The organism is Flavobacterium rivuli WB 3.3-2 = DSM 21788, from assembly GCF_000378485.1.
Lineage (GTDB): Bacteria > Bacteroidota > Bacteroidia > Flavobacteriales > Flavobacteriaceae > Flavobacterium > Flavobacterium rivuli.
The window spans coordinates 42,213-62,762 of sequence record NZ_KB899980.1; the positions used below are offsets into that span (position 1 = coordinate 42,213).

At 39.1% G+C, this 20,550-nt stretch carries 18 protein-coding genes; 8 read left to right on the forward strand and 10 right to left on the reverse strand.

Features of this window, described 5'->3' with window-relative positions:
* Positions 1-84 precede the first annotated feature (84 nt).
* Complete coding sequence (locus F565_RS0120045; RefSeq protein ID WP_020215039.1) at positions 85-1,725, reverse strand: UxaA family hydrolase; 1,641 nt, start codon at positions 1,723-1,725, stop codon at positions 85-87.
* Between the two features lie 15 nt (positions 1,726-1,740).
* Positions 1,741-3,051 (reverse strand): L-fucose:H+ symporter permease, encoded by a 1,311-nt coding sequence (gene fucP, locus F565_RS0120050; RefSeq protein WP_020215040.1) that lies wholly within the window; start codon positions 3,049-3,051, stop codon positions 1,741-1,743.
* Positions 3,052-3,218: 167 nt separating this feature from the next.
* Here fucP and F565_RS0120055 point away from each other — a divergent pair, with 167 nt between their 5' ends.
* The 3 genes from F565_RS0120055 to F565_RS0120065 all read left to right on the forward strand — a co-directional run bounded on the left by F565_RS0120055 (position 3,219) and on the right by F565_RS0120065 (position 6,180).
* The gene (locus F565_RS0120055) at positions 3,219-4,088 is read left to right on the forward strand and encodes an AraC family transcriptional regulator (protein ID WP_020215041.1); all 870 of its coding nucleotides are present in this window, start codon (positions 3,219-3,221) and stop codon (positions 4,086-4,088) included.
* Positions 4,089-4,136: 48 nt separating this feature from the next.
* Positions 4,137-5,525, forward strand: coding sequence for a tRNA uridine-5-carboxymethylaminomethyl(34) synthesis GTPase MnmE (gene mnmE / locus F565_RS0120060; protein ID WP_020215042.1), 1,389 nt, complete (start codon positions 4,137-4,139; stop codon positions 5,523-5,525).
* A gap of 157 nt (positions 5,526-5,682) precedes the next feature.
* Positions 5,683-6,180, forward strand: a complete 498-nt coding sequence (locus F565_RS0120065; protein ID WP_020215043.1) for a hypothetical protein — start codon at positions 5,683-5,685, stop codon at positions 6,178-6,180.
* 6 nt (positions 6,181-6,186) lie between these two features.
* Here the strand turns inward: F565_RS0120065 and F565_RS23345 are convergent, their stop codons facing one another.
* Positions 6,187-6,312: a hypothetical protein gene (locus F565_RS23345; RefSeq protein WP_020215044.1), complete on the reverse strand. Its 126-nt coding sequence runs from the start codon at positions 6,310-6,312 to the stop codon at positions 6,187-6,189.
* A gap of 229 nt (positions 6,313-6,541) precedes the next feature.
* On the opposite strand from F565_RS23345, the gene F565_RS22090 reads away from it, so the two are divergent.
* Together F565_RS22090 and F565_RS0120080 are read left to right on the forward strand one after the other, a co-directional pair.
* Complete coding sequence (locus F565_RS22090) at positions 6,542-7,777, forward strand: T9SS type A sorting domain-containing protein (protein WP_020215045.1); 1,236 nt, start codon at positions 6,542-6,544, stop codon at positions 7,775-7,777.
* Positions 7,778-7,878: 101 nt separating this feature from the next.
* Entirely contained in the window at positions 7,879-8,616 is a 738-nt protein-coding gene (locus F565_RS0120080) for a YqjF family protein (RefSeq protein WP_020215046.1), read from the forward strand.
* Positions 8,617-8,928: 312 nt separating this feature from the next.
* Here F565_RS0120080 and F565_RS22095 read toward each other — a convergent pair whose 3' ends face one another.
* Complete coding sequence (locus tag F565_RS22095; RefSeq protein ID WP_020215047.1) at positions 8,929-12,033, reverse strand: T9SS type A sorting domain-containing protein; 3,105 nt, start codon at positions 12,031-12,033, stop codon at positions 8,929-8,931.
* 182 nt (positions 12,034-12,215) lie between these two features.
* Between F565_RS22095 and F565_RS0120090 the strand changes: the two genes are divergently transcribed.
* Both F565_RS0120090 and F565_RS22560 read left to right on the forward strand, forming a co-directional pair.
* Positions 12,216-12,647, forward strand: a complete 432-nt coding sequence (locus F565_RS0120090) for a hypothetical protein (protein ID WP_020215048.1) — start codon at positions 12,216-12,218, stop codon at positions 12,645-12,647.
* Between the two features lie 550 nt (positions 12,648-13,197).
* A complete protein-coding gene (locus F565_RS22560) occupies positions 13,198-14,007 on the forward strand; it encodes a class I SAM-dependent methyltransferase (RefSeq protein ID WP_020215049.1) in 810 nt (269 codons plus the stop codon).
* A 94-nt stretch (positions 14,008-14,101) separates the two neighbouring features.
* Here the strand turns inward: F565_RS22560 and F565_RS0120100 are convergent, their stop codons facing one another.
* The 6 genes from F565_RS0120100 to F565_RS0120125 form a co-directional block, all read right to left on the reverse strand.
* Positions 14,102-14,938, reverse strand: coding sequence for a GIN domain-containing protein (locus F565_RS0120100; RefSeq protein ID WP_020215050.1), 837 nt, complete (start codon positions 14,936-14,938; stop codon positions 14,102-14,104).
* A 164-nt stretch (positions 14,939-15,102) separates the two neighbouring features.
* Positions 15,103-15,834, reverse strand: coding sequence for a head GIN domain-containing protein (locus F565_RS0120105; protein WP_020215051.1), 732 nt, complete (start codon positions 15,832-15,834; stop codon positions 15,103-15,105).
* Between the two features lie 2 nt (positions 15,835-15,836).
* Positions 15,837-17,654, reverse strand: coding sequence for a PspC domain-containing protein (locus F565_RS0120110; protein ID WP_020215052.1), 1,818 nt, complete (start codon positions 17,652-17,654; stop codon positions 15,837-15,839).
* A gap of 2 nt (positions 17,655-17,656) precedes the next feature.
* Positions 17,657-17,989, reverse strand: coding sequence for a PadR family transcriptional regulator (locus F565_RS0120115; RefSeq protein WP_020215053.1), 333 nt, complete (start codon positions 17,987-17,989; stop codon positions 17,657-17,659).
* A 15-nt stretch (positions 17,990-18,004) separates the two neighbouring features.
* Positions 18,005-18,769 carry a GIN domain-containing protein gene (locus tag F565_RS0120120; protein ID WP_020215054.1) on the reverse strand — a complete coding sequence of 255 codons (765 nt, stop codon included), beginning with the start codon at positions 18,767-18,769 and terminating at the stop codon, positions 18,005-18,007.
* Between the two features lie 96 nt (positions 18,770-18,865).
* On the reverse strand, positions 18,866-19,378 hold the full coding sequence (locus F565_RS0120125; RefSeq protein WP_020215055.1) for a DUF4870 domain-containing protein: 513 nt from the start codon (positions 19,376-19,378) through the stop codon (positions 18,866-18,868).
* A gap of 146 nt (positions 19,379-19,524) precedes the next feature.
* Here F565_RS0120125 and F565_RS0120130 point away from each other — a divergent pair, with 146 nt between their 5' ends.
* The gene (locus F565_RS0120130) at positions 19,525-19,977 is read left to right on the forward strand and encodes a DUF4442 domain-containing protein (RefSeq protein WP_020215056.1); all 453 of its coding nucleotides are present in this window, start codon (positions 19,525-19,527) and stop codon (positions 19,975-19,977) included.
* Positions 19,978-20,550 lie beyond the last annotated feature (573 nt).

Below are 20,550 nucleotides of genomic sequence, written 5' to 3' on the forward strand. Positions count from 1 at the left end.
TTATAGTTGGAGGTAACGCTCTAATAATCTATTTCTTAAGAGTGAAGCCAAATCTTAAATATACATTCTTAAATCTAAAATCTTTTACAAGCTCACCCCGCGTTTCCACGGAATAAAATCGTCCTGGTTTAGCTGGACAGCTTTAGGTATCTCATCGCCGCTGGCTACTTTAATGCAGTACTCCAGTATATCTTCACCCATTTGTGTTATGGTTTTTACGCCGCTTATTACAGGGCCGGTATCAATGTCTATAATATCGCTCATTCGGTTTGCCAGTAACGAGTTTGTTGCCACTTTTATGGTAGGGCACACAGGATTACCTGTTGGCGTACCCAAGCCTGTTGTAAACAAAATTAGAGTAGCGCCCGATGCTGCCTGGCCTGTAGTAGCTTCTACATCATTTCCGGGAGTGCAAACAAGGCTAAGCCCCGGCTTAGTGGCAGGCTCTGTATAATCGAGCACATCTACAACAGGGGAGGAGCCTGCTTTACGCGCCGCCCCTGCCGACTTAATGGCATCTGTAATTAAACCGTCTTTTATATTTCCCGGAGACGGGTTCATGTAAAAACCGGAACCTACTTTATGTGCAAGCTCATCATATTCTGTCATGAGCTTTATAAATTTTTCGGCAACAGGTTTATTAACAGACCTGTCTATCATTTCCTGTTCTACACCACACAATTCAGGAAACTCGGCTAAAAGTACTTTGGCACCAAGCCCTACAAGTAAATCAGCGCAATGGCCTACAGCCGGATTTGCTGATATACCACTAAAACCATCGCTGCCACCACATTTTACCCCAACATTTAATTTTGATAGTGGTGCCGGCCTGCGTTCCTGTTTGTTAGCCTCAATTAATCCGACAAAGGTTTCCTGAATGGCTTGTTGTATAAGTTGCTCTTCACTTTGTGCTTTTTGCTGCTCGAAAACAAACACAGGCTTATCAAAATCAGGATTACGCTCTGCAAGGTCCCGGTTAAAATCTGACAATTGCAAATGTTGGCAACCCAAACTTAATACCGTTATACCCGCTACGTTAGGATGATCTGCATACGCAACTAAAAGTTTACTTAACGTATCGCTATCCTGCCTGGTGCCACCACAACCGCCATTGTGGTTAAGAAATTTAATACCGTCTATATTCTTAAATACGCGATTAGTTTTAGGTGAGGTATCGGGCTCAAAAGATATGTTGGTTACATCCTGGCCATTCTCAAAAGCCTGAACCAGTTTGTGTGTATACGATTTGTATTTATCATCTACAGCATAGCCAAGTTCGCTGTATAACGATTCTTTAATAATACTCAGGTTACGGTTTTCACAAAAAACGGTTGGTATAAAGAGCCAGTAATTAGCAGTACCTACCTCGCCATTTTTGCGATGATAACCATTAAATGTACGGTTTATAAATGCAGTTACATCTGGTGTTTCCCAAGTGTAATTAAAATCGCGGTAGGCAAAGGGCTCTGCGGCATGTTTGGTGTTTTTTACACTCATGCGTTCGCCCTGTTTAACGTTATGCTGCACTTTGCCCACAAGCACGCCATACATTAGCACTTCGTCGCCGGTTTTCATGTCCTGCATAAACAGTTTATGTTTGGCAGGTACAGGCTCTGTAGTTGTATAGCTTAAGCCTTCATGCACCACTGTTGTACCTTGAGATAGATCCTGCAGTGCCACAAGCACGTTATCGGCTTTATTAATTTTTAAGACTAAATGATTCATTATGGGGGAATAATTTTATTGTATTTGAAGAGGAATTTCGGGTTCGGTCACCACAGGTTTCCATTTTTTCCAACCAAAGAAAAACACCACAGCAAAGCAGATCATTGGCACTATATAACCGTACTGGATATTATTGGTAAGGTCTGATATATAGCCTAAGCCCAATGGCAGCAATGCACCGCCTACAATAGACATAACAATAAGCGAAGAGCCCAGTTTGGTATCTTTACCTAAACCCGCTATACCCATAGAAAATATAGTAGGAAACATTATCGACATAAAAAACGCTATACCAATTAAAGCATATACCGTTAACATGCCTGTAGCAAAAATGGCTACGATTGTTAATATCATGCTGATAAGGGCGTAAAGCATAAGTAATTTATTTGGTGTTACATATTGCATTATAAACGTACCCGCAAAGCGCCCAATCATAAAAGCTAATCCTGCACCGCCAGCATACCAACTTGCCTGCTGCTCGCTAATACCTGCCGATGTGGTTGTAAAACGGATAAAAAAACTAAGTACGCATACCTGTGCACCTATATAAAAAAACTGTGCAATAATGGCCCACGATAAATGCCTGTGGCGCAGGGCATGCCAAATATTGCTACCGTCTGCTTCGGTATTATTTTCTTTAATATCCGGCAGTTTAGTAAATATAAAGAGTATGGCAATAATAATTATAAGTATACCAAGTGTAAGGTAAGGCCCTTTTACGCTACTGGCTTCTGTTAGCAGGTAGGTTTCTTTATCTAATGGTAACATGGCAGCCAGCTGGGCATCTGTATAATTTGTTCCTGATAGTATAAATGTTCCTCCAATAACCGGTGCCAAAAATGCTGCCAGGCCATTAAATGATTGCGAAAAATTTAAACGCTGGATAGCAGTTTTTGGGTTGCCAAGTATGGTAATATAAGGATTTGCAGCGGTTTCCAGAAAGGTAAGCCCGCATGCTATGATAAAGAGAGCACCTAAAAAGAATATATACTGTCGTGTATCTGCAGCAGGAAGAAATAATAATGAGCCGGTTGCAAACAGGCAAAGGCCCAATATAATACCGCTTTTGTAACCATATTTTCGCATAAAATATCCGGCTGGCAACGCCATGACAAAATAGGCTATAAATATCGAAAAATCTACAAATGCCGTTTCAAGATCTGTTAGCCTGAACGACTTTTTAAGATGCGGAATTAATATAGGGTCGAGGTTGTGTATAAATCCCCAAAAAAAGAAAAGGCTTGTTACAAGGACTAAAGGAAAAAGATTACTTTTTCTGCTGCCTTTAACTTTGGTCGGGTATTCGGTTTCCGGAGCGTGGCTCATTAATAGTTTGTATTTTACGAAATGGTTATAGTTACTTAAGTGTATTTACAAAGTAAGACTAATTATTAATTTAAAAATTATACTCCATTGTCTAAATAGTAAGCTATATTGTATGATATTTACTTAATTATTTACCTTTAAGCACAAATAGCTAATTATTATAAATTATGAAACCTCAACGTTTAACTATTGCTTCAGGACTTGCGCAGTCATTTAGTGCCAGGCACGATATGGCGCCTAATGTTAACAATCGCTGGCACTATCATGATGAACTTGAGCTTATTTATATTAAAAATGGTAGCGGTACTCAGTTTGTAGGAGACAGTATTAGCCAGTTTAATGATGGCGACGTAGTGCTTGTGGGCAGTAACCTGCCACATTTTTGGCAATTTGATGAACATTATTTTAGTGAGTGCACATCTCGATCAGCAGATGTTTATGTGGTTCATTTTGCCAAAGATTTTTGGGGAAACTCTTTTTTAAACCTGCCAGAAAATCAGGATCTTAACCGCATTATAGACCAAAGCAGGCTGGGGATACGGGTAACGGGCAGTACGGCAGTTGTTGTGGCACAGCTTATTATAGACACAGTAGAAGCTAATGGGGCCCGCAAGATAATAAACCTTATGGAGGCCCTGCTGCAAATTAGTAAGTGTAAAGAGGTTAATTACTTAGTATCTTTAGGTTTTCAGCCGGATTTTCAGGAGACAGAGCGTGACAGGATACAGTCTATATATAATTATACTATTCTTAATTACAGGAAAAAGATAGAGCTGGCCGAGATTGCCGGTATTGCTAAAATAAGCCGAAACTCTTTTTGTAAATTTTTTAAATCGCGTACCGGTAAAACCTATTCGCTTTTTACTAACGAGATAAGGGTAGGGCATGCCTGCCGCCTTTTGATTGAGAAAAAGATGAGTGTAAAAGAGATATGCTATGAATGCGGCTTTTATAATTTTGCCAGTTTTCATAAATGCTTTAAAGATATTACAGGAAAAACACCTTTACAATATCAAAAGTCTTTTGAGCCTGCCTAAACCACTTAAACCTAAAAACAAACAGTATCTTTGCAAAAATAATTTATAATGATTTCACAAGATACCATAGTGGCATTGGCAACGCCATCCGGCGCAGGGGCAATAGCTGTATTGCGAATTTCTGGTAGCAATGCAATTACTATTGCTGGTGGTGTTTTTACATCAGTATCCGGTAAAGATATTACGCACCAAAAAACGCATACCCTGCACCTTGGCCATATAGAGGATGATAATAAAATATACGACCAGGTTTTACTTTCTATATTTAAAGGCCCAAATTCTTACACCGGCGAAAATACTGTTGAGATTTCCTGCCACGGATCTACCTACATACAGCAGCAAATCATACAGTTACTATTGCGCAAAGGCTGCCGTATGGCAAATGCCGGAGAGTTTACCCTGCGTGCCTTTTTAAATGGAAAGCTCGACCTTAGCCAGGCAGAAGCCGTAGCCGACCTTGTTGCCAGTGATAACGAAGCTTCGCACCAAATAGCGATGCAGCAAATGCGTGGCGGCTTTAGCAACGAAATTGCCAGGCTGCGTGAAGAGCTGCTTAACTTTGCATCACTCATAGAACTTGAGCTTGACTTTGCTGAGGAGGATGTTGAATTTGCCGACCGTACACAGTTTCATGAACTGCTAAACCGGATAAGTTTTGTACTAAAACGCCTTATAGATTCTTTTGCTGTGGGTAATGTTATAAAAAACGGTATCCCGGTCGCTATTGTAGGAGAGCCCAATGTAGGCAAGTCTACATTGCTTAATGCATTGCTTAATGAAGAACGTGCCATTGTAAGCGACATAGCCGGTACCACCCGGGATACTATAGAAGATGAACTGGTTATAAGCGGTATTGGGTTCAGGTTTATTGACACTGCCGGTATTCGTGAAACCGAAGACGTAGTTGAGAGCCTTGGAATAAAAAAAACCTTTGAAAAAATGGAGCAGGCACAGGTGGTTACTTACCTTTTTGATGCTTCACTCTTTACTACTCACGGTGCCGGACTTAAAACAGAAATAGAGAAAATTAAGAACCAGTTTCCGCTTAAGCCATTAGTAATAATTGGTAACAAAGCAGATAAACTTACTGAAAGTGAAAAGGCATATGCGTTACAGCAAATTCCTGAATTGCTGCTTGTTTCGGCAAAAGAAAACATTGGGGTAGAGGAACTTAAAGATAAATTATTATCGTTTGTAAATACAGGGGCATTGCGTAATAATGAAACTATTGTTACCAATACCCGCCATTACGATTCGCTACTAAAGGCTTTAGAAGAAATACAAAAAGTACAGTACGGTTTACAAAGTAGCATCTCTGCCGATCTTATGGCCATAGATATCCGCCAGGCATTATATTATTTTGGTGAAATTACAGGCCAGGTTACAAACGATGAATTGTTGGGTAATATATTTGCTAATTTCTGTATCGGAAAGTAAGAGCGCAAAAATTCAATATACTAAATATACAAAATACAAAGGGAGAATCATAGACAAAGTGAAATTTTGTAAAGTGGTTTATATATCGTGTTTATTGTTAATAAAAGCATCGCTGTTTTAAAAATTACTATCTTTGATAAGATAATATTTAGAAATCATGTCTCAAATAAAAGTACTTACAGACAATAGCAAGAGCTTTAGTATAATCAGTGATGATAATGTTATAGGTACACTAAACTATAAGCATTGGTATTCGGCTAATATCGAAATAACTATTGGCGAAGACAATTATACAATAACACGCAAAGGGTTTTGGGGTACATTGCACGAAGTTAAGCATGAAGATGAGGTGGTATTTCTGCTTAAAGCGCAGTGGGATGGTGGCATAGCCATGATAAAGCCTAATGATAAAGAGCATTTTTACGAATTAAAGGCTAAAGGTTACTTTGTAAGTGGCTACAGTCTTACTAATTATAAAGGGCAGGAAATGCTTAGTATAACGCCCGATTTTAGCTGGAATAAAGTTATGCCGGGCTATACCATTAGCTGCAACGATAACTTTGGCAGCAGCCGTATAGAACAATTAATAATAGCATTATCGCTATATCAATACAATGCTATACAAACCATGCAAATATTCGCTGCAACTAATTAATATATTTTACATCCTGTCGCAGTAGCCTAACAGGTAATAAATAATTACAAATACTACAATGGTGCCTACGCACCCTCCGCCGAGTTTTTTAGCGCCCCATCCTGCAATAAGTGCCCTGATTATCTTGTTCATGGTGTTTGTTTTTAGGTTTTAAATAAAATTACGGCCATTACAACAAATCTCTAAATCATTTAACTTTTGCTAAAGGTTTTTTAGAATGTATTAACTAAAATGCTTTAGTTACGCACTGTTTTCAGGATAATTGTATATCTTTCGGATACTTTATTGTGTAAAACTTATGCTAATTCATGGGCTTTCCTGTACTTTATCGCATAACTTTAAGATAACAAAATGTAATGCCATGAAAGCCAAAACTATACTTTTTACATTATTTATTTTTATTTGTTATCAGGCAAATGCTCAGGTATCCGGTTGTACAGATCCGCTTTCCCGAAATTTTAATCCCAATGCTACCGTTAATGATGGCAGCTGTACATATACTTCCGCCTCTGTTTCGCCTGTATCTACCGTTGTTTTGCCAAATGCTATAAATGAAACTTCCGGCCTTTTGCTTTGGGATGCTTCATTGTATACCCATAACGATAATACCGACACTAACCTTTATTCCATAAACTCACTTACTGGAGCTTTAGAAAATACCCTCGCTGTAACAGGAACATCAAACCAGGATTGGGAAGATATAGACCAGGATGCTAACTATTTGTATATTGCTGAAACAGGCAACAATTTAAGCGGTAACCGCAGTAACCTCAGAATATTGCGTGTAGACAAAGCTGGTCTTTTAGGAGGTAATCCTAATGTGAATTCTATCAACTTTACATACTCTAACCAGACTGATTTTACCACAACAGCTAACAACCGTACCGATTTTGACTGTGAAGCCATTATAGTGGGTACAGATAGCATTTACCTGTTTACAAAACAATGGGTGAGTCACAAAACCAGCGTATACAGCCTGCCAAAAACACCGGGGACTTATGTAGCACAGCTTCATGAAACGTATAACGTAGGCGGACTTATAACCGGTGCTACGTATATGCAGGATAAAAAGTTGGTAGCCCTGTGTGGCTACAGTGCAACTTTGCAGCCTTTTATATATCTCCTATATGATTTTACAGGTAACAACTTTTTTAGTGGTAATAAGCGCAAGCTCAGCCTGTCTTTAGGTTTCCATCAAATTGAGGGCATAGCTACAAATAATGGGGTAGATTATTATCTTTCTAATGAGCATTTTCAGCAGTTTGTGGTAAACACGCCTCAAAAATTACATGCCATTAACTTGGGCGATTATCTTGGAGCATACTTGCAAAATGTAGCCGGACTAACCGGGACCACGCTTAAAGAAGCCGGAATAATTATTTTCCCTAACCCTGCTTTTAGTACGTTAACTATACAATGTCCGCAAACAATTGTAGGCAAACAGTACACTATTATAGATATGACGGGAAGGCTCGTTCAGGGAGGCGTTTTATTAAATGTTACAAATACCCTCGATATTTCGGCATTAACACCCGGCATTTATACAGTTGTGATAAGTGGCTTTGAAACGGATGGTTATAAGCTGATAAAAAAATAAGTTGCTTCTTAAATTTTTTGGTACTTCAGAATCAGACTGTTTTCAATGTCTAATAATCTAATTATCAATAAATCTAATATCTAATAGTCTAAAAATTCAATATGAATACCCTTCCTGTAAAACGCACTTTTCTCGATGCCCAGTGGCGTAAGCTCGTTATAATAAACTATGCTATAGATCCTGAAATTTTAAAACCGTACATACCCTTTAACACAGAGCTTGATATATGGCAGGGAACCTGCTATGTAAGCCTAATAGGGTTTATGTTTGTAGATACTAAAATGCTGCGGCTAAAGATACCTTTCCATATAAATTTTGAAGAGATTAACCTTAGGTTTTATGTAAAGCATAAAGCTACCGAAGGCTATAAAAGGGGAGTGGTGTTTATTAAAGAAATTGTTCCGCGGCCCGCCTTAACACTGGTTGCTAATTTACTCTATAATGAAAATTATGAAACCTTAAAAACTACACATAGCTGGAAAGAGGAAAGTGATACGCTTACCGTACAATATGGCTGGAAAAAAGGGGAATGGAATACTATTACTGCCGTAGCGAACAAAACTCCGGTAGATATTATGCCGGATAGTGAGGAAGAATTTATTACCGAACACTTTTGGGGTTATACCAAAATATCTGATACCGTAACATCAGAATATGAGGTGGCACACCCGCGCTGGCAAATATATCCTGTAATAAGCTATGATGTAAATGTTGACTTTAAAAAGGTATACGGTGCTGATTTTGCATTTCTTCAGGATGAGAAGCCGGTATCTGTTTATCTTGCCGAAGGGTCAGAAATAGTAGTCAGGCAGGGTGGTAAAATCAGCATTAAGAAATAAACTGTCACTATGATGCAATTTTGATAAATTCGGTATTATCCCAAATGTCACAATTTAATAGTTCAAAAATTTTATCACGCAAAGGTGCGGAGCCGCAAAGTATGTGGCATTAATTAGTATCTTAACAGTCGCCGGGGTAAACCAGGTGTATAAGTTCGCTGCTTTGCGTCTTAGCGCCTTTGCGTGACACCCCTAAATACATTGGACTGATAGTATATTAAAAAATCAGCATCATCCGCGTGCCATTATATTTTAAAAAAGAAGAGGCTGCCCCAAAGCGGGACAACCTCTCCATATAGTAATTTTTAGCACTTACAAACCTACAATAAGCTTATGCGTTTCAGATGCTCTGTCAGATGTAATCCTAACCGCATAAGTACCTCTGGCAAGATTATCTACACTAATTTGTGTACTCGTACCATTGGTTTTTAAAGTCTGCACCAGTTTTCCTGTTGCAACTTCATATATATATACGTTAGCAATTGCATTATGGTTTTCTGCAAGTTGAATAGTTACCAGTCCGTTAACCGATGGGTTAGGGAACAGCCTGCTTTTTACAGCTATATTAAAGTCGTCAACACCCGTAACATCACATTCTTCCTGTGCTTCATAAGCACCAATATCGCGCCTGCCGTTAAATACTGCCATACCATTTTGGTCGGCAAAAGTATCGTCATTGCTCCCCATATCGGCAGCAGCATTAGGGCATGTAAGGGCATGTGTAAACGTATCGCCACCGTTATCTGCTAATGGCAACAGGCCTGCGTTTACAGGGTTTAAAACCGTACCTGTAATATCACTCTCAACAGATGTAAAATCATCACCACTAACTCCTATAAGATTAAAACCATTTGATGTAATGCTTCCTGTATCGCTAAACACGTCGCGGCCAGAAAGTACAGCAGTATTTCCTGCTACGATGGTGTTTTTAAGGCTTGCACCATTGTCTGTATTATTATAAATACCACCACCACTTATAATAGCATTGTTAAGGGTAATAGTATTAGCATTAACAGTAAGCGTACCATTATTATAAATACCGCCACCGTTAGTTACAGAACTATTACCGCTTATGGTAGAAAGTAAAAGTGTTGCTGTACCACCGTTTACATGAATACCGCCACCCCTGCCAAACAAGCCTGTAGCACTGTTAGCAGATATGGTAGAGTTATTCACGGCAAGTGTACCGCCATTGTTATATATCCCTGCACCACCATCTGTAGTAGCTGCGCCTGTAGCAAAATTTCCGCTAACGGTAACACCATTTACGGTAAGTGTACCTGTAGCATTCCATAAACCACCACCCTGTACAGCTGTGTTACCGGTTACGGTTCCGCCGTTAATGGTTGCACTACCACCACCAGTAATATGAAGTCCGCCACCGTTACCCGGAGGGCCGCTCACGCTATTACCTGTAAGGTCTACATTGTTAAGTACAATAGTGCTCGTACCGGAGTTATCTTCTATACCGCCACCGGCACGTACTGCTGTGTTGCCACTAATTTCAGTGTCAGTTATAGTTAACTGAGAGCCCACGTCGTTAAGTATACCGCCACCGCTTCCGGCAGTACCATCGGCTACGTTGTTGCTTATGGTTGCATTTATAATAGTTACAGTACCGGCATTAAGGTTATAAATACCGCCACCACCATTTGTAGCATCATTACCACCGGCAGTATTGCCATTTATCACAGTACCATCTATGCTCATCGTACCTGTTCCGTTCCATAAGCCACCGCCTTCGGCTCCTGCCTCATTACCGTTTACAGTACCGCCGGTTATGGTTACAGTGCCTGCGCCGGTTACATGAAGTCCGCCACCATTACCCGGAGCATTATTTGTAGTATTGTCATTAAGTGTTACACTTGTAAGAGTAACCGATCCTACAGCACCCGAATTATCTTCTATACCACCACCGGCGCGGTTAGATGTATTGCCAGTTATAGTGGCATTGTTAATTGTAAGCGTTCCGCCCACGTCATTAAGTATACCCCCACCGCTGCCTGAAGCACCATTGGCGGTATTGTTTGTAATTTCTGTACCTGTATTTACATTTACAGTACCGCTAAGGTTGTAAATACCACCGCCACCATTGGTAGCTTCGGCACCGCTTGCAGTATTGTTGTTTATTACGGTACCCAAAATGGTCATAGTACCGCTACCGTTCCACAGTCCGCCACCTTCGGCACCGGCCTGGTTGCCACTCACAGTACCATTGGTTATAGATACCGTACCGGCACCTGTAACGTGTAACCCGCCGCCATTACCCGGAGAAGTGTTTGTAATATTATTATCTAAAGTTGTATTTGATATCGTAACAGACCCGTTAGCACCAGATACATCTTCTATACCACCACCGGCACGGTTAGACGTATTAGCAGATATTGTAGCACCGGTAACAAATAACCTTCCGCCCACGTCGTTAAGTATACCACCGCCGCTGCCTGCTGCTCCGGTAGCATCGTTTTGTGTAATTACAGTATCGGCATTTACATTAATAATACCGCTAAGGTTATAAATACCGCCACCACCCTGGTCGGCTCCGGCACCTGCTGCAGTGTTGTTAGTAATATCTGTAGAAGATATCGACATTGTGCCGCTTCCGTTCCAAAGAGCACCACCTTCGGCACCTGCTGTATTGCCTGTAAATTCAGACCCTGTAATGGTGGTATTACCTGCGCCTGTTATGTGTATCGCACCACCATTACCCGGGCTGGTATTTGTAGTGTTATTTGTAAACGTAACAGTGTTTACCGTAATGGCAGTATCTGCACCAGAGTTGCCCTCTATAGCACCACCGGCCCTATTAGAGGTATTGCCGGTAAACGTACTTGTGTTTACGGTAAAGTTGCCGCCGGTACCTATAAGTATAGCACCGCCACTGCCGGCTGTGCCTGTAGCTTCATTATCTGTAAAGGCAGTTCCTGTTACACTTAGTGTCCCTGTAGTATAAATAGCGCCGCCACCCTGGCCGGCTGTTGCTCCGTTAGCTTCATTGCCGGTAAAAGCGGCATTAGTAATAACCACTCCACTGCCTGTGGCAGATATTGCACCGCCATTATCGGCTGCATAACCATCAGTAAAGGATATGTCGCTTATAGATACGTTTGTAGCATTGGTAATTGTAAAAATGCGGTAAGTTTCATCACCATCAAAGGTGGTGGCTGCAATTCCATTACCTGTAATTGTAAGGCTTTTATCAATAGTTATTGACGAAGCTACCGTAATGGCATTACCATTAGTAGAAGGGTTGAAAATAATTGTTCCGCCTGCTTCAGAATCAATGACCGCCTGCCTGAAAGACCCTGCACCGCTGTCGTTAGTGTTGGTTACAGTAATTGTCTGAGCATTGGCACTTAACCCAAGCAGAGAGCAAAAAACTACAACACCCTTTAAAAAAGTAATTGTTTTTTTCATAATACTTAAAATAATTAGTTGTTAATTCTACAATAAAGCTACGAGGGAATGTTGTTAAGGGTTTCACAATGTGAACATTAGAATATCTAATCTTGATTTTAATATAGTCTTTATGCCTTACTGCCACTGCGATTGCGTTAAAATAATGTACCTTTGCCTTAACAAAAGTTTATATATTGTTTATGAAAATAAATTTAAAAAAGGGGATAGGCCAACTGGTATTTGGCATGAAAGAGAAAGATGTAAAGGCCGTTTATGGCGAACCATCACGCCAGTTTAAGGACGACGATAACAATACCATTTACCTTTACAATAATGAGAAGATAAGGCTTACTTTTTATGCCGATGAAGATTTTAAACTGGGATACCTTATTGCAGCCCACCCTGATTTAGAATTATTCTCTTTAAAAGTATTAGGTCAAAATTGGGAAAGCCTTAAAAAGACGCTTGAAGAAAAAGGCGTTTCGGGTTTTGAAAGGGAAACTTATGATTCTGAAGATAATCTTTTTAACGAAGCAAACTGGATTATTTTTCGTGTAGAGTTTGGAGAGGTTATTCGTGTAGAGCTTGGTGCCACCATTAATAACAAAGACGAATTTGACTGGAAGTTTTAACTTCTGTAAATATTACGTTTGTTTCGAAACCGTAATTTAAGTTATAAAATAAATTTACCTCATGCCCACCGGCGGTTGTGTTGCTGATCGGTTTCCGCAATATTGCGCCGACGTTAGTTATAGTTGTGCACGAACGGGTGGAAAGTACACAGCCCCTTACAGCCTCCTCAACCGACTGACACCCGTCATCTTCGTTACGAGAGGCATGAGGTATACAATTTATTTAAATGCCATCTTTATAGCATAATACAGTACAAGTTAAATAAAAAAAGGTATAAAGAAACTTATCTTCACATTACTTTAATATTGTACTGATTTTAACTTTCTAAGCGTATAACGGTGCTAATGAGCAATGACACACATGAAAGATAGGGTAAAAGACCATTGTGCAACTAATTAAAAAAAAGGCTTAAATCATTTATATGAGCTATTCGATATAATTTTATTTAGCCCGTAAAGGTAAAAGTAAGTTCTACTTTTATATGTATGTAAGTTGTGTTTAAATAACCGACTTTTTGTAATTTAATTATCACCTACATTGATCTTGATTATGAAAAATGCACAAATAGTTTTTGATGGTTCTGTAGCACAAAATTATGATGACCTGTTAGGACCCTTTATATTTGAACCTTTTGCCATTAACCTTGTAGAAAATATTGAAAGCAATAAACAGCAAAACGTGTTGGAAATTGCCTGCGGTACAGGCCGTGTTACCAGGCAATTGCTCAAAATACTGCCAGTTGGCACCAGTTTGACCGCAACCGACCTCAATCCGGGTATGATTGCCGTTGCAAAACAAAAAGTACCTTATAATATTATAACCTGGGATACAGCAGATATGCTTGACCTTAAATATCACGACGAATCTTTTGACCTTATAGTATGCCAGTTCGGCGTAATGTTTGCTCCCGATAAGAAAACGGCTTTTACCGAAATGTACCGCGTGCTTAAAAAAGGAGGTAGGCTCATTTTTAATACCTGGGCAAGTATTGTTAATAATAAACCGTTTTTGCTCACTAATCTGGTAGTTAACTCTTTTTTTGGTAAAGAGCCTGTAACTATTTTTAAAGAGGGACCTTTTTGTATGGATGATGAAAAGGCTGTATTGCAACTACTCGAAAAATCCGGATTTAAACACAGCACTGCAAAAATAGTAACGTTGCCAGGTACTATAGATAGTGCAGAAGATGCAGCCCGCGGATTTATAACAGGATTACCTACTTTGAATATTATTGAAGAAAAGATTCCGCATTTGTTACCCGCGATTATTCAAACATTACAAAAAGAATTTACAAGCAAAATGGGGAACCATCCTTTAAAAACCTGGCTTAGCGCATGGAAGTTTGAAGCAGTTAAATAACCTTTTATTATATATGCAGGCACATTCTTAAGATACTTAAAATATGATATGCAGTTAGGTAATTGTATTTTACTTTAAGGTAGGCTAAAATTTTTTAATCTTCTTTCTTGAAAATTACGGCGCTATTACTAAACTTTTTTACTGAAAAACTTGTTGGGGATCCGTACAAGCTTACTTCGGTTTTTCCTGATGCTGACAATGAAAGGGTTTCAGTTGCCAAAACAGCGCATTTAGTATAGCTTTCGGCGGTAAGGTCAAGGTTTTTAACGGTAAATTTTTTGCCTGTAAACTCTGCGTTATTATCTACACGTATAGCTGCAGCAACGGCATCGCCTTCTACTATGGCAATCGTTTTTTGGTACATATCTATTTTTACTTCCGGGCTTGCTATAAGTGCCTTAAGATTAGCATTCTTGCTAAGTTCTATTGTTGTTGCACCCGATTTTACGTTTATTTCAGCCTTGGTCTTATCATTCATGGCTAAACTAAACTTAGCCGATTTTACATTAAGGAACGATTTAGAAGAGTCAAAGTTTTTTACACTCACAGTATCCAGTTCAAGCTCATTAATGGCATATAACTGCACTTCGTTCTTAGCTGTAATAGTTTTCAGGCTGCCGGTATAGGTTAGGCGGACTGTTAACTTTTTAGAGCTGCTTACATCTTTGCTGGTATATATTCTTAAGGCTGTACCATTTACATCACTTTTAATTATTTCGTGCAGGTTATCGTCGGCTTCTATTTCCAGGCTTTGTGTAGTGCCCTTTACAAGGTAGAGCTCTATGTTATCTTCAATTTCAAGTGATTCAAAAGGTTCAAGTTCTTTTTGGGCTACGGTAACATTTTTAGAGCCTTTAATTTTTTCTTTTTTTTGGGCAAAAGCAACCGTAGTTATTAATAGTGCAAACAGCAGTATACTAAAATTTTTCATTGTGAGCAAAGCAAATATTGGTTAGGCAAATATATTAAAAAACGATTGGTAAGCTATTTTATTATATACAGTAGCTCTGTTTAGCTTTTCAGTTGAAGTAATCTGGTTTTATATAAAAACAAAAAATGCCCGCACAAAGGCGGGCATCTGTCTATAGTTTACTATTATTGCTTGCTTACACTACCGCCCGATGTAGCGTTAGATTTTATAGTTTTTGGAGTGTTGCTGTAAGAAATGCTGCCCCCACTCGATGCCTCTGCATCAAGCTTGCCCGTAACATTTACGGTTGCACTGCCACCGCTTGATGCTTCAGATTTTGCATCTTCTGCTGTAAGTCCTGCAGCATTAACAGATGCCCCGCTGCTCGATATGGTATTCAGGTCAGTGGTACGTCCACTCACTTTTAAAGTCCCGTTGCTGCTGGCTTCACAATTTACAGTTTTAGCATCAACCCCAACTTCCACACTTGCACCACTATTTGCAGAAAAATCAATATCATCACCTTTAATAACAGTCTTACTTTTTAGTATTGCGGCAGATGATGCTTCTAAACCTTCAATTTTGGGCAGGGTAACCGTTACCCTTTTAGCCCCCGCTTTATTAATACTCACGTCGGCATAAATTCTAAGTTCATTGCCCTCAACTTCGGTTTTAATATACTGTTGCAGGTTGTCGTCGGCCTCTACAACTATAGAGGGTTTATTACCCTGAACCACATATACCTCAAGCCCTGTTGCTACAGAAACAATTGTGTAATCTCCCGAAACTGTCCGGGTTTGTGTAGTTATATTACCGCTCCCATCTAGAGATTTACCACCAAAGTTACAAGAGGCAAATAACAACGCTGCTACAAAACCTACAATAGCTTTAGAGATATGTACAAATACTTTTATCATGATTACTGTCTTTTACTTTTATTTTTTTCAACCTGTATATCGTGTTCCAGCTGCAATTTTTCCTGTTCTATCCTTGCTTTTTCGGCCTCAAGTTCCATAATGCGAATCTTTTCCTGGTTTGTCATTCCATTTTGCGTTCCGCTTTCAGGAGCTGGCGCAGCAACAGGGGCGGGGACAACAGGTATGGCAGGTTCATTCTGGCTGCCATCGTCATTACCTTCATTCTGGCTGTTATCTTCCTCACCAATACAGTCAAGGCATTTTACATGGTTATCGTCCATCATATATTGATGATCACCATCAAACCAAAGGTCAAAGAATTCATTATCGCTGTCGTCATACTCCTTAAGGCTTGCATCAGGGTGAAACACAGTTCCTTCGGGAAGGTACAAAAATATTTCTACACGCTGCTTATGAAATTTAGTATCGGTACCGGTAAGTAAATAGTTATCTAATATAAGGCTGTTTCCCTGTATTTTAAAATTATATTTTATAGTTTCAGAGCTTTTCCTTGCTTCAGATATTGTTGCGCCTTCGGCAATTTTTTCTATTTGTACATAAGCAAAAGCCTCATCTGTTTTAAGTACATAAAAGCGTACATTATTGCTGTATACAACTTCATTACCAAGCGAGTCCTGCTTAAAGCTAAAGTCGCTGTAATCGTGGTTTAACGATTTTGTAAAGTACTCATTGTTTTTAAATTTAACCTCAAGTATATCTCCTTCAGTAAGTTTTAGTTCCTGCTTGCTAACAGTTTTACCTTCATTACCAAACTGCGATGCCTGCGCTAAACCTAAATAAATGGCTGTACTTACGCATATTATCCATACAGCAAGCAGTGTAGATTTTGTTAAGTTACCTACAGGTCTTAAATTGTCTACCAGTATTTTTAAGCCTAATAAAAATAAGGCGAAGAAGGGAATGGCAATAGCAAAGAAACCAATGATGCCAATAAGCCACATAGGAGCCTCTGTATAATTCATACTGTTAAAGTACGGGTACCATTGTGCCCTCGATGTGAACGAAAATAGTATTGCAATAAGACCAATAATAAGGCTGCCCAGCGTTAAAGCGCTAAATACTGTGAGTAAAGCACCTATAACCTTTGCAAATACTTTTAATATAGCCAGCACAGCAGTACTTGCAGTAGCGCCTATTTTATCGGCACCTGTTTTTACCGATGCCCCCAGTTTGTCATAATCCATATTGTTAAGCTTGTCAGACAGGTTGCTAAACTCTTCCTTAACCTTACGCTCTATATTAGATATGTTTATCGGCTCGCCGGTCATTTCCAGCTTTTCGGTTGTTGTAATAGCTTTTGGTATAAGTACCAGCAGCACAAGGTAAATAAGTATGCTCGAGCCAAAAGACAGTAAAAGCGATATTATAAATAGAATTCTTACCCATAGAGGGTCTATTTTAAAATAATGGCCCAGCCCGGCGCATACACCGCCTATCATGGCGCTCTCCTCGTCCCTGTAAAACTTTTTGGTCTTTGTATTGTTGAAATTAAAGTTAAAGTTTGTAGATGTTTTAGGCCCCGAAGCAGTTTCATCATCGTCTATACGATAATCTTCCGGGCGGCCCATAATAATTATAACCTCATCTACCTCACGAATGCTTACAACCTGTTTGTCGTTCTTAAGCTTTTCGGTTAATAGTTCGGCAATACGCGCTTCTATATCGCTCATTATCTCATCTCTTCCATCAGCCGAAAGCGATCGCCTTATGGCATCAAAGTAGCGATTAAGTTTTTGGAAGGCATCCTCATCAATATGAAAAAAGAAACCACCTAAATTTATACTTACTGTTTTGTTCATGGCTATGCTTTTTGGCTGGTTATTATATTTACTGCGTCAGACAGTTCTGTCCAGGTAATGTTAAGTTCTTTTAAAAATTCGTGTCCTTCATCGGTAAGGCCGTAATACTTACGTGGCGGCCCCGATGTAGATTCTTCCCACCTGTAGTTAAGCAGGCCATCGTTCTTTAAGCGGGTTAGCAGTGGGTAAACAGTACCCTCTACAACAAGCAATTTAGCGTTTTTTAGGGTATCCAGTATTTCAGATGTATAGGCATCTTTGGCTTTTAGTACAGAGAGTATACAAAATTCCAAAACTCCTTTGCGCATCTGGGCCTTGGTGTTCTCAATATTCATAGGTTCTCATATTTATTAATTAAGGCTCATTTTATAATTATCCCTTTTAACGGCATAGCTATTGGTACCCAGGCTCGTTTTGGCAGGCTCGCCATAATAGGTTATAGATGATGATGTGTCTACATCTGTCGTAATAGAGTTCTTAGTAAAGATAGAAACGGCAGATGCGTTTTTTGCCCATACATCGGCATCGTTACACACAAATTTGTCGGCAGTAAGGTAGCCGCCACTGCAAAATAGTTTAGCGCTGTTAGCGGTGCCATTTACTTTCATATAGCTGCCTGCCATAATAGTTGCATCAAGCTTATCGGTGGTTATTTTACCCCTGAAACCCGATCCCGATTTTACATCTATTTTACAAATACCATTACTAACAATGATAGCAGATAATGTAGCGCCAGATGATAGGCTGATGTTTGTATCGCCTGTAGTTAAGGTGCCATTAACTCTTATAACTGCCGCGTTACTGGCTTTAAAATCGGTTACATTTTTTTGAGAAACATACACCCTTGCTTTCGCATTTGTAACAGCTGTACCGTCATTGCTCTTAATGTATATTTTAAGTTTGTGCCCGCTGTAATCGGTAGCAATACTGTATAAATTTTCGGGGTTATTAGCCTCAACTTTAAGGGCTAAAGTGTCGCTTTGGGTAAAGATTACTTCTATACCGTTTTTAACTTCTATAGAAGTTACCTCTTTAAGCGCTCGTGTTTCGCTTACCTGTGCCTGGGTTGTAAGGCTGATTAGGCCTGTAACTGCTGCAATAATTAAATGTTTCATAATGTTCGTTTTTGATTGATGATTGATGATGATTTGCCTGCTCCCGGCGCAGCAGGCTGATGATGATGATTGATTTGATTGATGACTGAACTAAGGCTATACCTGTTTGCCGGCTACAGGTTGTTTTAATGTTGGTTTTATAAAGTTTATGGTTAAAGGATAATTGCAGTTTATACCGTTACTGTTTTTTACAGCTGCATAAAGTATCAGGAAGAACTCGGCTATTTTCATTGCCAGTAGTATAAAACCGGCAATAAGTGCTACGGCTACAAGCCCTGTTATTTTACCTGTATCAAAATTTTCTATGGTCCAGTGTATGTTGTCTCTGTAAATCCAGTTGCTGTTATATACTGGCCCAAAATTAAAATCTTTAAACAGCGTGTAAAAAAATATTGGAACTGCTATTATTGTAAGTACAATAGTGTAAACCAAAAGGCTTAACTGAAAATTTATTGCCTGCCTGCCGTTATGGTCTATAAATTCTGACTCTTCTTTTTTAGCGCTCCACAATATAACCGGGAAGATAAAGCTACCAAAAGGAAAAAAGTATTGTGTGTAAGCGCTTAACTGTAATAGTGTTGCGTATGTTTTGTTTGCTGTAGTTACCATAGTAGATTAGTATAACGGTTAATATCCTATGCAAATATATGGCTATTGTAAGGTAGTGTGCAACGCATAGTACTAATATTTAACAAAAAATTAACATTTTACAATTACAGTATTTTGTTGTAAATTAGCTTGAAAATCAATAAACAATGGAATTTACGCCATCTAAGCTCAATACTTTTTTATTAGTAAAGCTGCCATCAGCATACTTTAGCGGGGTTAGGGTAAAGCAAATAACTACAGAGAAATGCACGGCAAGTGTAAAGCACCGCTGGATAAACCAAAACCCATTTAACTCTATGTACTTTGCGGTGCAGGCAATGGCGGCAGAACTTACCACCGGCGCACTGGTTATGTATCATATAAAAAATAGTGGAAAAAAAATATCTATGCTGGTGGCAAACAACAAAGGCAACTTTAGTAAAAAAGCAAAAGGCAGGATAACTTTTACATGCAATGACGGTCACCTTATTGCCGATGCCATTGCTAAAACTGTGGCAACAGGAGATGGACAAACCTTCTGGATGAAATCTATAGGTGTAGACGAGCAGGGAGACCAGGTATCTGAAATGGATTTTGAGTGGAGTGTGAGGGTTAAGTAAATTAAAAATTCTGTTATATGAGATCAAATATTTTGGTTTCGGCATGATAAGTTTTTGTAGTTTAATGGTTTATGTGATTTTGAAGTAATATTGTTTTTCAACACAATTATCGCTCTATATATAGGAGTGCTAGCTGTGAGTAAAAAATACGCCGCAGGCGTAAACCTCTGTGTACTCTTGCCACTCCTATATATAATAGGTTTCTTTATAAAATAAGAAAAGTCTTTGTGTATCTTTGTGCCTTCTTTGTGCAACTTTGCGCAATAACCTCCTTGAAACAAAAAAAACTTTCGTTCCCAAGCTTCACGTTAACAAAGAGTTAAGAAAAAGAATAAAAAAAGTAAGAAATAAGTCTTTGAAAAGACAAAAGAAGTGTTACTTTTGCACCCGCTAACAAGCACAAGTTCATTGAGAGATTGATACAAGAGAAAAGAATAGGCAATAGGCAATTTGCAATAAAGCAAAAAGTTTAAAGCTGAGGAAAGCTAAAAAAAATAAGTAAAAAAAAGCTTGTTTGATAAACGGAAAAGATGTTATCTTTGCCACCCCAACTGCGAGGAAGGGGAGATCATT